Annotated in this window: 11 protein-coding genes; 10 read left to right on the top strand and 1 reads right to left on the bottom strand. The window is 74.2% G+C overall.

The genetic code is table 11. The features are described 5' to 3' along the window. Positions 1–2: 2 nt before the first annotated feature. The 9 genes from Msi02_RS10720 to Msi02_RS10680 all read left to right on the top strand — a co-directional run bounded on the left by Msi02_RS10720 (position 3) and on the right by Msi02_RS10680 (position 12,084). Positions 3–1,010: an acetamidase/formamidase family protein gene (locus Msi02_RS10720; protein WP_204048195.1), complete on the top strand. Its 1,008-nt coding sequence runs from the start codon at positions 3–5 to the stop codon at positions 1,008–1,010. Beyond that, positions 1,007–3,250, top strand: a complete 2,244-nt coding sequence (locus Msi02_RS10715) for a propanediol/glycerol family dehydratase large subunit (RefSeq protein WP_204048194.1) — start codon at positions 1,007–1,009, stop codon at positions 3,248–3,250. The genes Msi02_RS10720 and Msi02_RS10715 overlap by 4 nt, the downstream gene beginning before the upstream one ends. A 64-nt stretch (positions 3,251–3,314) precedes the next feature. Beyond that, the gene (locus tag Msi02_RS10710) at positions 3,315–3,689 is read left to right on the top strand and encodes a diol dehydratase small subunit (protein ID WP_204048193.1); all 375 of its coding nucleotides are present in this window, start codon (positions 3,315–3,317) and stop codon (positions 3,687–3,689) included. Continuing rightward, positions 3,686–5,323, top strand: coding sequence for a diol dehydratase reactivase ATPase-like domain-containing protein (locus Msi02_RS10705; RefSeq protein WP_204048192.1), 1,638 nt, complete (start codon positions 3,686–3,688; stop codon positions 5,321–5,323). Before Msi02_RS10710 ends, Msi02_RS10705 begins: the two co-directional genes overlap by 4 nt. Before the next feature lie 486 nt (positions 5,324–5,809). Next, entirely contained in the window at positions 5,810–7,894 is a 2,085-nt protein-coding gene (gene fusA, locus Msi02_RS10700; protein WP_204048191.1) for an elongation factor G, read from the top strand. Positions 7,895–8,039: 145 nt separating this feature from the next. Then, positions 8,040–8,582: a PadR family transcriptional regulator gene (locus Msi02_RS10695; protein WP_079317496.1), complete on the top strand. Its 543-nt coding sequence runs from the start codon at positions 8,040–8,042 to the stop codon at positions 8,580–8,582. After that, complete coding sequence (locus tag Msi02_RS10690) at positions 8,579–9,433, top strand: ABC transporter ATP-binding protein (RefSeq protein WP_239108287.1); 855 nt, start codon at positions 8,579–8,581, stop codon at positions 9,431–9,433. The genes Msi02_RS10695 and Msi02_RS10690 overlap by 4 nt, the downstream gene beginning before the upstream one ends. A 2-nt stretch (positions 9,434–9,435) precedes the next feature. Further along, positions 9,436–11,211 (top strand): ABC transporter permease, encoded by a 1,776-nt coding sequence (locus Msi02_RS10685; protein WP_204048190.1) that lies wholly within the window; start codon positions 9,436–9,438, stop codon positions 11,209–11,211. Positions 11,212–11,274: 63 nt separating this feature from the next. Then, on the top strand, positions 11,275–12,084 hold the full coding sequence (locus Msi02_RS10680) for an alpha/beta hydrolase family protein (protein WP_239108286.1): 810 nt from the start codon (positions 11,275–11,277) through the stop codon (positions 12,082–12,084). 3 nt (positions 12,085–12,087) lie between these two features. Here Msi02_RS10680 and Msi02_RS10675 read toward each other — a convergent pair whose 3' ends face one another. After that, complete coding sequence (locus Msi02_RS10675; protein ID WP_204048188.1) at positions 12,088–12,819, bottom strand: putative DNA-mimic protein; 732 nt, start codon at positions 12,817–12,819, stop codon at positions 12,088–12,090. 204 nt (positions 12,820–13,023) lie between these two features. Between Msi02_RS10675 and Msi02_RS10670 the strand changes: the two genes are divergently transcribed. After that, complete coding sequence (locus Msi02_RS10670; protein WP_204048187.1) at positions 13,024–13,302, top strand: hypothetical protein; 279 nt, start codon at positions 13,024–13,026, stop codon at positions 13,300–13,302. Positions 13,303–13,306 lie beyond the last annotated feature (4 nt).

The raw sequence follows: 13,306 nt of genomic DNA, 5'->3' as shown, positions 1-13,306 counted from the left end.
CCATGGTGGTGTCGTACGACCTCGATCCCGAGGCGGACCCGGCGGGCCTGACCTACACCTTCGGCGGCGCCGCGCCAGTGCTGTCGATCAAACCGGGCACGGCCTTGTCGACCTGGACCCGCGACTGCTTCGCCGGCCGGGTCAGGTCGGCGAGCGACCGGGTCTCGGAGGTCTGCGACCCGCGGTTCATCAACCCCCAGACCGGCCCCTTCTACATCGAGGGGGCCGAGCCCGGGGACACCCTCGCCGTCCACTTCGTGTCCATCGAGCCGAGGGAGGCGCGCGGCGTCAGCACGACCGTGCCCTTCTTCGGCGCGCTCACCGGCACCGGCACCACCGCGCTGCTGCACGAGGCGCTGCCGGAGCGCACCTGGATCTACGAGATCGACCGGCAGGCCCGCCTCGTCCGCTACAGCGCACTGGAGTCGCCGTACGAGGTGGACCTGCCGCTCGACCCGATGCACGGCACGGTCGGCGTGGCGCCGGCCCTGGGCGAGGTGCGCAGTTCGCTCGCGCCGGGCGACTGGGGCGGGAACATGGACACCCCGGAGATGCGCGCGGGGACCACCTGCTACCTCGGCGTCAACGTCGAGGGCGCGCTGTTCTCCTTCGGCGACGGCCACGCCCGCCAGGGCGAGGGCGAGACCTGCGGGGTCGCGGTCGAGACGGCCATGGACACGGTCGTGATCGTCGACCTGATCAAGGGGACGCCCTGTCCCTGGCCACGGCTGGAGAACGACGACTTCATCATCACCACCGGCTCCGCGAAACCGCTGGAGGACGCGTTCCGCATCGCCCACGCGGAGCTGACGAAGTGGCTGGCCGCCGAGACCGGGCTGTCCACGCTCGACGCCTACCAGTTGGTGTCGCAGGCGGCGCTCACCCCGGTCGCCAACGTCGTGGACACGGTCTACACGATGACCGCCAAGCTGCCGAAGGCCGTGCTGAAGGGCGCCGCCCCCATGGGCGGGGCGCACGCCCGGCTGCGCGCGATGGCGGCGGCCCTGTGACCGGTCCCCATGAGGCGCGGCCCGTCGGGCGGGTCAGGTTCATGGACGCCCAGCGGGTCAACCTCGACGGGTTCGCCGTCGAGAACCCCGAGCTGGGCCTGGTCGCGCTGGCCTCGCCGTACGATCCCGAGCCCGGCCTGGTCGTCGAGGACGGCGTGGTCGTGGAGATGGACGGCGTGCGGGCCGACGAGTTCGACTCCGTCGACGCGTTCATCGCCGCGCACGGCCTCGACCTCGCGGTGGCCGCCGAGGCGATGGCGCTGCCCGACGTCGCGCTGGCCCGCATGATGGTCGACCCGGGCGTGCCCCGCGCCGAGGTCGTACGGCTGTGCGCCGGGACGACCCCGGCCAAGCTGGCCCGGGTGCTCGCGATGCTGCGGCCCGCCGAGCTGGTGATGGCGATGACCAAGCTGCGGGCCCGGCGCACCCCCTCGAACCAGGCGCACGTCACCAACCGGCTGGACGACCCGCTGCTGCTCGCGGCCGACGCGGCGACCGCCGCCGCCTTCGGCTTCCGCGAGCTGGAGACCACCGTGCCCGTGCTGGCCGACGCGCCGTCCAACGCGGTCGCCGTCTCGATCGGCGCGGCGGTCGGCTCGCCGGGTGTGCTCGTGCAGTGCTCGGTCGAGGAGGCGCTCGAACTGGAACTCGGCCTGCGCGGGTTCGTGTCGTACGCCGAGACGGTCTCGCTCTACGGCACCGAGCAGGTCTTCACCGACGGCGACGACACGCCGTGGTCGAAGGCCTTCCTGACCGGCGCGTACGCCTCCAGGGGCATCAAGATGCGGGTCTCGTCCGGCGCCGGGGCCGAGGTGCTGATGGGCGGGGCCGAACGCCGGTCGATGCTCTACCTGGAGTCGCGCTGCGTGTCGCTCGCCCGCGCGATGGGCGCGCAGGGCGTGCAGAACGGCGGTATCGACGGCGCGAGCGTCGCGGGCGCCGTGCCGCGCGGCGTGCGCGAACTGATGGCCGAGAACGTCATGGTGATGGCGAGGAACCTGGAGTCCTGCTCCGGCAACGACGCGCTGATGTCGGAGTCGGACGTGCGCAGGACCTCCCGCACGCTGCCCATCTTCCTGGCGGGCTCCGACTTCGTCTGCAGCGGATTCGGCTCGATCCAGCGCTACGACAACATGTTCGGCCCGTCCAACTGGAACGCCGAGGACGTCGACGACTACCTGGCCATGCAGCGCGACTGGGGGGTGGACGGCGGGCTGCGCACGGCCGATCCTGCGGACATCGCGGCGCTGCGCGAGCGCGCCGCGCAGGCCGTGCGCGCGGTGTACGAGTGGTTCGGCCTGGCCGACTTCACCGACGAGCAGGTGGCCGCCGCCGTGGACGCGGCCGGCTCGAAGGACCTCGCCCCCGGCGACCCGGTCGCCGTCACCCACGCCGCCCGGACCATCCGCGAGACCGGCCTCACCATGGCCGACGTGGTGACGGCGTTGTACGAGACGGGTTTCGAGCCGGAGGCCGAGCGGCTGCTCGACATGCTCAAGGTGCGCGTGGCGGGCGACTGCCTGCAGACGGCGGCCATCCTCACGCCGGACATGCGCGTGCTGTCGCTGGTCACCGATCCCAACGACTACTCCGGGCCGGGCACGGGATACGAGCCCTCGCCGGAGCGGCAGGCGGAGATCGACGCGATCCGGCAGCAGCGCTCGGTCGAGGACCTGCGGCGGGAGCAGGCCGCACACGCCCGCGACGCGCTGCGCCCGGCGGGCCCTGCCACGCAGGGCGGGGACCCGCGCGAGGTCGTCATCGGCGTCTCCCCCGCGACCGGACGCGACATCTGGGTCACGCTCTCGGGGCTGCCCGTGGTGGACGTCCTGCGCGAACTGCTCGCCGGGCTGGAGGAGGAGGGCTGCACCGCCAGGATCATCCGCTTCTGCGACACCATCGACCTCGGCATGATCGGCCTGTCGGCGGCCCGGCTCGCGGGCTCGGGCATCGGCATCGGCCTTCAGGCCAAGGGCACCGCGCTCATCCACCGCCGTGACCTCGCGCCGCTGGCCAACCTGGAGCTGTACAGCATCGCCCCGGTGCTGTCGGCCGCCGACTATCGGCTCATGGGCGTGAACGCGGGCCGCCACGCCAAGGGCGGCGCCCCCGAGCCCGCCCGCAACCCGTATACGGACGAGGCGATCGAGGCCCGCTACCACACGAAGGTCGTCTCGCTCGTCGCCATCGAACGCGCCCACTGCCGGCCCGGCGCCCTGCCCGAGGAGTTGGTTCTTTGACGTACGCTCACGCGGGCGCTCTCACGGGCCGTCCGGTCGCCGGGAACGGCGGAGGAGGCGGCCGATGACCGGCGCGGACCCGCGCCTGCGCGCCTACTCGGGGCGGCCGGTCGAGGCGGTGACGCTGGAGGCCGTGCGGCGGGGCGAGGTGTCGGCCGACGACCTGCGCATCTCCCCCGAGACGCTGGAGGCGCAGGCCGTGGCCTCCGAGCGGCACGGCAACCCCCAGCTCGCCGCCAACCTGCGCCGCGCCGCCGAACTGGCCCGCATCTCCGACGAGGACGTGATGCGCGTCTACGAGGCGCTGCGCCCGCGCCGCGCCACGGCCGGGGAGCTGTCCGCACTGGCCCGCTGGCTGGAGGAGCGCGGCTGCCCGCGCAACGCCGCGCTCGTCCGGCAGGCCCGCGACGTGTACGTACGGCGGGGCCTGACCCGTTGAGCGGGCTCGTCGCGGGCGTGGACGTCGGCAACGCGACCACGGAGGTCGTGATCGTCCGCTACGGCGTCCCGGTGGCCTGGGACAGGGTCGTCACGCGCGGCCCGAAGGGCTCCCCGTCGTCGCTGGCCGGGGCGGCGGCCCTGCTGCGCCGCCTGGAGCGGGGGCTGGGCGAGGCCGTGGCCGAGGTCGTCATGGCCCCCATGCGCCCGGTGCGCACGACGACCGTGGAGGTGCCCGTCGTCGCGGCCGGAACCGGACGCCTCCGGATCGTCGCCGCCGGCAGCCCCACCCCCGGCGGGGAGGGCGTCGCGGTCGGCCGCCCCCTGCGCCTGACAGCGGGTGACCTGCCCCACGGTGAGGACGTGATCGCGCTCGTGCCGCGCGACCTGGGATACGCCGAGGCCGCCCGGCTCGTCCGGGCGGCGCTGGACGCCGGGATTCCACTGCTGGGCGTGCTGGCCGAGGGCGACGAGGGCCGCCTGATCGCGAACCGGATCGGACGCCCGCTGCCCGTCGCCGACCAGGTCGACGTCACGGCGGTCGCCGCCGCGGATCTGGTCGCCGTGGAGGTGCGCCCGCCCGGGCGTCCGTTACGCCACCTGTCCGACGCGCTGTTCGTCGCCGCGCGTCTCGGTGAGCGGGACGACGCGCCGGCGATCTGCGCGGAGCTGTACGACGTGTCCTGTGCCGTCGTCGCCCGGTTCGCCAATCGTCAGGCCGATTCGGTCGGACCAAACGCTCCGGAGGCGACGATCGAGCGTGCGGTGGCCGACCTGAGCCGGGTGGCCGCGACGGCCGGTGCTCGCGCGGGGACGAGCCGGTCCAGGTCCCTGCTGGTGGCCGAGATGTCGGCCTCCGCCCCCGCCGCGCCGCCCGTACGCCTCGACGTGGGATCGCCCGGCCCGGCCGTCTCGCCGGGGCCGGCGCGGCCGGACGAGGATACCGCCCGCACGCCGGCGGATCGGTTCCCGGGCGGCGGGACGGTTCCCGTACGGCGGGCCCCGAGCGAGGCGGCGGCGGCCCGTGCGGGAGCCCTCTCCACTCCCGGCGCGGATCGGAATTCCCTGGTCGTGGACCTGGGCGGCGGCACCGTCGACGTCGTCGGCCCGCCGGGCGAGGTCGTGGCCGCGGGCGCCGGTGACCTGCTCACGGCGGCCGTGGCCGCGGTGCTCGGCATCCCCCGGGGCGCGGCCGACTGGGTGAAGCGCGGGCCCTGCGTACGGCTCGAGACGCCGCACGTCTCACTCGGGGAGGACGGCTCGCGGGTGTTCCTCGACTCGCCCGCCCCGCCCGGCTCGGTCGGCTGGCTCGCCGTCCCGGGCCCGGCCGGGCCGCTGCCGTTCTCCAGCGCCATGAGCCCGGCCGAATGGCGCGCTCTTCGTCTCGCGGTCAAGCGCGAGGTCCTCGGCGCCACCGTACGCCGCGCGCTGGACGCCCTGGACTCCCTCGGCGGGCGTGGCGGAGGGAGCGTCGTGGTCGTGGGCGGTCCGGCCGGAGACGACGAGGTGCTCGGCGTGCTGGCCCGCGAGCTTCCCCCCGGCACCGTCGTCGGCCGGGGGAACGTCGCGGGCGTCCTCGGCCATCGCTACGCCGTCGCCTACGGCCTGGCCACCGGCGCCTGCCCGCGGGAATAGGGGCCGCGTGTTCGCGGAAAACCGTTTTCCGGACCCGGGACGGGTTCCGTACACTCGCCACTGATCACGCGCGCCGCCACGCCGCGGCGCGCGCCTTGACCGAGAGAGGGGAGTTGACCGTGCGCCAGCGCATCGCGGTCGTCGTCCTCCGGTCGCGGCACGAGGTGATCCTGGTGTCTACGTCGCTCCCCGGTGCCGGCCGCGCGGCCGCCACCGGACGTTCCTGACGAACTCCGCACCCCTGGCCGGGGCGGAGCGGGCACCGGGATCCCACCGGGCTCCCACCGGGCTCCCACTGGGCCCCGCTGGGGCCGCGTGCAGACCCGCGCGGCGAGTCCGCGTACCCCGCTCGTAACCGCCCGCCGGTCTCCCTTGCGGTCCGGCCATGGCCGTCCCAGGGGTGGCGTCCGGCCTGAATCCGGCCGGTTCCGTCTCGTCAGGCCAATCGCGCCCGCCACCGTAGGAACCTTCCCGAAGGGCATGGCCATGCGCGCCGACCTGAACCGCGATCACCTCGTCCCGCCGACCGGCATCCGCAACCTGGGCATCCTCGCCCACGTCGACGCGGGCAAGACCACCGTCACCGAACGGATCCTCTACCTCACCGGCGCCGTCCACCGGCGCGGCGAGGTGCACGAGGGCACCACCGTCACCGATTTCGACCCCCTGGAGCGCGACCGAGGGATCACCATCTTCGCCGCGGCCGTGAGCTGCCTGTGGGACGGCCACCGGATCAACCTGATCGACACCCCGGGTCACGTGGACTTCTCCGACGAGGTGGAGCGGTCGCTGCGGGTGCTCGACGGCGCGGTCGCGGTGTTCGACGCCGTCGCCGGCGTGGAGCCGCAGAGCGAGTCGGTGTGGCGCCAGGCCGACCGGTACGGCGTGCCGCGCATCGCGTTCGTGAACAAGATGGACCGCGCCGGGGCCGACCTCGACACGGCGGCCGCCTCGATCCGCGAGCGGCTGCGGGTCACCCCGCTGGTCGTCCAGCTGCCCATCGGGCGCGAGGACGGGTTCACCGGCGTGGTGGACCTGCTGCGGATGCGGTCGCTGGTGTGGGACGCCGGCCGTGACACGGTCACGGAGGGGCCGGTGCCGGAGGCCCTCGGGGACGAGGCCCGCCGGCGCCGCCGCCTGCTGGAGGAGACGGTGGCCGAGCTCCATCCGACGGCGCTGGAGGAGTTCTGCGCCCGGCCGGAGATCTCGGCGCCGACCCTGACCGCCGCCCTGCGCGACCTGACCCTCCGGGGTGAGGCCGTGGTGGTGCTGTGCGGGTCGGCGTACCGCAACCGGGGCGTCGAGCCGCTGCTGGACGCCGTCGTCGCCTACCTGCCCGCACCACCCGACGTGCCGCCCGTACGCGCCGCGTGGGACGGGCCCGAGCAGGAGCGGCCCGAGCAGGAGCGGCCCGCCGACCCGGCGGCGCCGTTCGCCGCGCTGGTCTTCAAGGTGCACGCGGCCCCCACCGGGCGGCTGACCTACCTGCGCGTGTACTCGGGAACGATCAGGAGGGGAGACGTCGTGCTGGACGCCGGCGCCCGGCGCACCGAGCGGATCGGACGCATCCTCCGGGTGCAGGCCGACCGGCACACCGAGACGGACCGCGCCACGGCCGGGGACATCGTCGCGGTAGCCGGGGTCAAGGCGGCCCGCGCCGGAGCGACCCTCTGCGCTCCGGGGGCGCCGCTGGTCCTCGAGCCGCCGGTCACGGCCTCGCCGGTGGTATCCGTGGCCGTCGAGCCGCGCGGGAGCGGCGACGCCGACCGGCTCGCGACCGCGCTGGCCCGGATGTCCGACGAGGACCCCTCGCTGTCGGTCCGCGCCGACCCCGAGACAGGCCAGACGCTGCTGTCGGGGATGGGCGAGCTGCACCTGGAGGTCGCGGTGGAGAAGCTCCGCCGCGCCCACGGGCTCGACGTCGCCGTCGGACGGCCCCGGGTCGCCTACCGGGAGACGGTGGTGCGCGGGGTGTCCGGGCTGCTGTACCGGCACGTCAAGCAGGACGGCGGGGCCGGGCAGTTCGCGCACGTCGTGCTCGACGTGGAGCCGCTGGAGCACGACGCGGGCTTCGTGTTCCGGTCCACGGTCACCGGCGGCCGGGTGCCGCGCGAATACGTCGGGGCGGTGGAGGCCGGCTGCCGGGACGCCCTCGCCGAGGGCCCGCTCGGAGGTCATCCGGTGACCGGCCTGCGGGTCACGCTGACCGATGGCGCGACCCATCCGAAGGACTCCTCGGAGATGGCGTTCCGCACGGCCGGGCGGCTCGCGCTGCGGGAGGCGCTGCGTGCCGGTGAGATGGCTGTGCTGGAGCCGCTGGCCGAGGTCACGGTCACCGTGCCCGAGGACGCGGTCGGCGGGGTGCTGGGCGACCTCGCGGCCAGGCGCGGCCGGGTGACCGGTTCGGCGGCGCGGGCGGGCACCGTCGTGGTCACCGCGAGCGTGCCGCTGGCCGAGCTGTTCGGGTACGCGACCCGGCTGCGCGGCCGGACCCAGGGCAGGGGCTCCTTCACCAGCCGCCCCGCCGGCTACGCCCAGGTGGCCGGTTCCGCCCCGGGCCTGACGCGGTAGGCACCCATCGCGGCCCCGCCCGCGCCTCGGCGCGAGCGGGGCCGTTCCCGGTCCGCCTCCCCGGCCGCGGATGGGGTTCACGGATCGGATTGACGCCCTTTTGGCTAACCGATATCTATTGAGGGGTCGCAGAGGAGGGTGGTCCGTGCAGGACGTGGTGCTGGCGCTGCTGACCAAGGAGCCGTCGCACGGCTACGACCTGCGCCAGCGGTTGGCGGCTGCGCTCGGACCGCTGGGGGAGGCGCTGAACGCGGGCCAGATCTATGTGACGCTCACCCGGCTCGAGAAGGCGGGCCTGGTCGTCCAGGAGCGTGAGGACGCGCCGGTGCGCGGCCCGCGGCGCAAGGTGTACGCGCTGACCGCGGCCGGTCAGGAGCGGGTGGCCGCATGGATGGCCGAGAGCGCAGGGCCCAGAGCGGATGTGGCGGAGTTCCATCTGAAGCTGGTGGCCGCCGCGGAGTCGGGTCTGGCCGATCCGCTCGCGCTCGTGGACGCGCGGCGGCGGGAGCTGATGCGCAGCCTCGCCGAGGCCCAGCGCGCCGCCCTTGCTCACGACACGGACTCGGAGGCCGGACTGCTTCTGGAGGGCATCGCGCTCCGGCTGCAGGCCGATCTGCGCTGGTTGGAGGCGTGCGAGCGGGCCTGGTCCGCCCGTGCCCCACGCGGGGAAGGCGAAGGAAACGGATGAAAAGAGTCGTGCCGCGGGTCATGGGCCGGTCGTCGCGGAGTGACACGGACGGCAGCCCGGGCTGGGGACCGGCCGCTGCGGCGGCCGGGCCGGCGCTGCGGGCGGTCGGCCTGACGCGCACGTACGGGGAGGACGAGAGTCTGGTGTGGGCCGTCGACGGGGTCGACCTCGATGTTCCCGCCGGGCAGACGCTCGCCGTGACCGGGCCAAGCGGCTGCGGCAAGTCCACGCTGCTCCAGCTCCTCGGCGGGCTCGACCGGCCCAGCGAGGGCGAGGTGTGGCTCGGCGGCCGGCGCATCGACCACCTCGGCGAACGGGCGCTGGCGCGGCTGCGGCGCCGCTCCGTGGGGTTCGTATTCCAGGCCCACCACCTGATGCACGAGCTGAGCGCGGCGCAGAACGTCGAGCTGCCCGCGCTGCTCGCCGGCGCCTCACCGCGAGCCGCCCGCCACCGCGCCGCGGAACTCCTCCACCAGGTCGGGCTCGCCCACCGCGCCCGGCATCTGCCCTCCGAGCTCTCCGGCGGGCAGCGGCAGCGGGTCGCCATCGCCCGCGCCCTGGCCAACGATCCGCTGGTCGTCCTCGCCGACGAGCCCACCGGCAACCTCGACAGCGCCGCGACCCACGACATCCTCCGGCTCTTCGACGAGCTACGCGCCGCCGGCCAGACCCTGGTCGTGGTCACCCATGACGAGCGCGTCGCCGCCACGGCGGACCGCGTCGTCTCCATGCGCGACGGGACGCTGGCAGACGACACCCGCCTGGACGGCAACCGCGGCAGGAGGCACGGCCACGGCGGCACAGGGCTCGGCGGCACAGGGCTCGGCGCGCTGCTGAGCTGGGAGGACTGACCGTGGGACACCTGCTGCTGATATGGCGTCTCATGCTGCACGACTTACGCCGCCGTCCCGCCGAGGCCCTCGTGTTCCTGGTCGCCGTCACCGTCGCCACCGCCTCCCTGACCCTCGGGCTGGCGACCCACAACGCGCTGGCCATCGCGTACCTGAAGACCCGCGCGGCCACCGCCGGCCCCGACATCACCGCCATCACGACGGACACGGACCCGTCCGGCCTGGCCGAGCGCCTCGCGGACACGCCCGGCGTGGCCACGCAGGCCGACCCGGTCTTCGCGTTCGACACCACCATCCGGGCACACGGTCAGACCGCGCGCTCCTCGGTCGAGGGGCGCGACACCTCACCGTCCGCCGTGGACCGGCCGCTGGTGACCTCCGGGACCTGGGTGCGTCCCGGCGGCGCGGTGGTCGAGCGCGGCTTCGCGCAGGCACTCGGCGTGCGCGTCGGCGCCCGCATCACCATCGGCGAGCGCGGCTATCCGGTCGTCGGGATCGCGATCAGCGCGGCCACCCCGGTGTATCCGTGGAGCGACTGGGCCCAGGGGCCCGGGCCGTCCGACTACGGCGGCAGGATCTGGCTCACCACCGCCGACGCCCGCGCGGCGGCAGGCGACATCCCCGGTGTCTACCTGATCCACCTGAAGCTGACCGACCCCACGGAGTCCCTCCGATGGAGCGACGCCGTGTTCACCGACGACCGCAGAGGCGACTCCTGGGTCAACACCCACGACTGGCAGACCGTCCTCGAGACGGACGCGGCCATGATCAGGAACACCCAGCCCGCCCTGGTCGTCGGCGGCTGGCTGCTCGCCGCAGCCGCGATCGTCACCCTCGCCGCGCTCGCCACCGCACGCGGCGCCCGCGACAACCGGCGTGCCGCACTGCTCAAGGCCGTCGGCGCCGGCCCCGGCACCGTCACCGCCGTACTGCTGGCGCAGTACCTGCTGCTGACATTCGTGGCCACCGCGCTCGGACTGGCGGCCGGGACGCTGGCCGCGCCCCAGGTGGTCGACCCCAGCGCCGGGCTGCTCGACACCGTCGGCCCTCCGGACTCCGGCACCGTCACCGCCTCGGTCTTCCTCGCCGTCGTGGTCGCCGTGACCGGTGCGCTCGGTCCCGCCGTGCGCGCCGCCCGCAGGAGCACCGTCCAGACCCTGGCCGACCCGGCGCACATGCTCACGCACCACCCGCGTCTGAACGCTGTGACGGCCTACCTGCCCACCTCGCTGCTGCTCGGCGTCCGGTTGCTCGCCCGCCGGCCCGGCCGCGCCGCCCTGGCCTCCGCCGGCACCGCCGCCACCACCATCATGGTCACCGCGCTGCTCACCTTCCACGCCGAGCTCGACGCGGCCCCCGCCGTCAAGCGGTTCGGCCCCATCGAAGTGCGGACCGACCAGACCGGCCAGGTGCTGCTCGCCGTCACCTTCGCACTGGTGGCACTGTCCACGCTCAACACCGTGCTCCTCAGCTGGGGCAACGCCGTACAGGCCCGGCGCGCTCTGACCATCACCCGTACCCTCGGCGCCACCCCCGGCCAGGTCGTCGCGGCGCACTGCGTCACGCAACTCCTGCCCGCCGTGCCCGGAGTGGCGGCGGGTGTTCCGGCCGGGCTCGGCCTGTACTGGCTCTTCGCTACGCCGGTCACGCCTCCGGGATCGTGGTTGCTCACCGCCGCGCTCGCCATCCTGCTGGCCGTCGCGGTGTTGACCGCGCTCCCCGCGTGGGCCCACACCCGCGAGCCCGCGGGGTGCGTCCTCAACGCCGAGGCCGCGTGAGACGGTCTCGACGAATCCGGTAGCCTTAGATCGTACTGATCGGTTCGATCTATGCGAGGACGGATGACCCCCGAGATTCCCACGGCCAACGCCGCCGTGACGTTCGACAGCGACGGCGAGACCCTGCTGGGCGTCCTTCACCTGCCGGCCGGGCCGGGACCGCATCCGGTCGTCGTGCTACTGCACGGCTTCCCCGGGCACGAGCGCAACTTCGACCTGGCCCAGCATCTGCGCCGCGCGGGGTACGCCGCCCTCGTCTTCCACTACCGCGGGTCCTGGGGCGTCGGCGGCTCCTGGTCGTGGGCCGCCGGGCTGGAGGACGCCGCCCGCGTCGCGGCGGCCGTACGTGAACCGGCTTTCGCCGCCGCGCACCGCCTCGACCCGGACCGGCTGGCGCTGGTGGGGCACAGCTTCGGCGGCTTCGTCGCGCTGACGACCGCGGCGGCCGACCCGGGGGTCGGCGCCGTCGTGACCGTGTCGGCGTTCGACTTCGGCTCTGTCGCGGTCGCCTGCCGGGAGGACGCGGCGCTGCGGGCGGCGTACGTCGAGGGGTTCGGCGAGGACCTGCTTCCCCTGAAGGGAACCAGCGGCGCGGCGCTCGTGGACGAGATGGTCGCGGCGGGCGAGGCGTGGAGCCTGTCCGCGCTCGCCCCGAAGCTCGCGGACCGGCCGGTCCTGCTCGTCGGCACGGCCGGGCGCGACACCGTCACCCCCGCCGCCCAGCACCACGATCCCGTGGTGGCCGCCTACACCGCTTATCCGGTGCCGCGCCTGGAGCACCGCGTGTTCGTCACCGACCACGCCCTCTCCGACCACCGCCTCGAACTCGCCGAGACCGTCCGCGACTTCCTCGACCGGCACCTCGGCCGCTGAAGGTCAGCAGAAGACGATGGCCGCGCCCGTCACGATGGAGTGCCGAGCGGCGGCTATCACCTGCAGGCAGGTGAACGACTCGACGCCGTACCGCCGCCAGCCCTCCGCACCCTCCGCGTCGGCCTCTACCGCCGCGCTCACCTCGTCACCCCAGGGGTCGAGGTCGTCCGGCAGCCCGAGCCGTGCGGCGATGCGCCGGCACTCCTCCAGCAACCGTTGCGACGAGCCGACCCAGCCCCCGGTTATCTCGTTTGTGCAGAGCACGGGCGCGAAGTCGACGGGCACGTAGAAGCCCTCGCAGTCGCTGTGGTGGACCAGATGGTCGTACGCGCCGTCCGCCTCGCGCTCGGAGCCGATCAGGCGGGTTCCCTCGTCGACTTCGACGCCGTAGCGGGGCCCCCGCGAATAGACGTCCTTCAGCAGCGGATCCTCGGCGGCCGCCTCCACCGGGGCCGGAGGAGGCAGCTCTCCGCTCTCGGCCAGATGGACGGCCAGACGACGGAGCGTGTGCAGGCCGCCGTAGCCGTACATGTCGAACTCGGCCGCCTCGACGGCCGCGGCATCCGGCTCCGACCACGCCGGCAACCCCGCCGCTGCCAGGACTCGCCCGATCGCCGCGAAGTCTGCGCAGAGCTCGCCCGCCAGGTCGTCCTGCTCCGCGTCGTCCAACTCTGATTCGTCCAACTCTGATTCGTCCAAGTCGGCGAGCATGCCGACGACGATGTTGAGGCCCATGCGGCCTCATCCTGCCCAACGCCTACGACATTCGATGTGGTCCGTTTCACCGGCAGCCTCGTGCGCGGGGAGCACGGGACATCTCCTCGGGCGCGCTCTCGTCGCCTTCGGGTAAGCGCGAATCGCGCGCCTGCCCGGTTATCGTCAATCGTGTCCGGACATCGCGCCCAGCGGCCCATGCCTCGATCGAGGGTCTTGTGGTACGTGATCCCCGTCGTCTTCTTCCTGAGCGCCGTGGTCTTCTGGGTGCTCGCTCTTGTGGCGTGGGTGGAGCCGAAGCCGCTGTACGCCGTCTCCACGCCCGACGGGGTGGAGCCCGCACCGGAGTGGTATCTGCCCGGGCAGCGGTTCTGGGCCGGGGTGGCCTGTTTCCTGGTGGGGCTCGTCCTGGCCCTCGTCCTGGCCGCGGTGCACCGGCGCGGCGCGGAGCGGAGCGGGCCCCCGAGTCCGCCCCTGGGGGGAAGCTCGGCGCAGGAGCCGTGAGGAC

Origin of the sequence: Microbispora siamensis, from assembly GCF_016863095.1 — a bacterium.
In the GTDB taxonomy this organism is placed as follows: Bacteria; Actinomycetota; Actinomycetes; order Streptosporangiales; family Streptosporangiaceae; genus Microbispora; species Microbispora siamensis.
This window is presented reverse-complemented; position numbering and strand designations above follow the sequence as displayed.

Excerpts from the sequence above, each read along its gene's own strand:
- Msi02_RS10690 (WP_239108287.1), top strand. The coding sequence starts at position 8,579 with ATGAAAAGAGTCGTGCCGCGGGTCATGGGCCGGTCGTCGCGGAGTGAC.
- Msi02_RS10680 (WP_239108286.1), top strand. The coding sequence starts at position 11,275 with ATGACCCCCGAGATTCCCACGGCCAACGCCGCCGTGACGTTCGACAGC.
- Msi02_RS10675 (WP_204048188.1), bottom strand. The coding sequence starts at position 12,819 with ATGGGCCTCAACATCGTCGTCGGCATGCTCGCCGACTTGGACGAATCA.
- Msi02_RS10710 (WP_204048193.1), top strand. The coding sequence starts at position 3,315 with ATGACCGGCGCGGACCCGCGCCTGCGCGCCTACTCGGGGCGGCCGGTC.
- Msi02_RS10720 (WP_204048195.1), top strand. The coding sequence starts at position 3 with ATGGTGGTGTCGTACGACCTCGATCCCGAGGCGGACCCGGCGGGCCTG.
- fusA (WP_204048191.1), top strand. The coding sequence starts at position 5,810 with ATGCGCGCCGACCTGAACCGCGATCACCTCGTCCCGCCGACCGGCATC.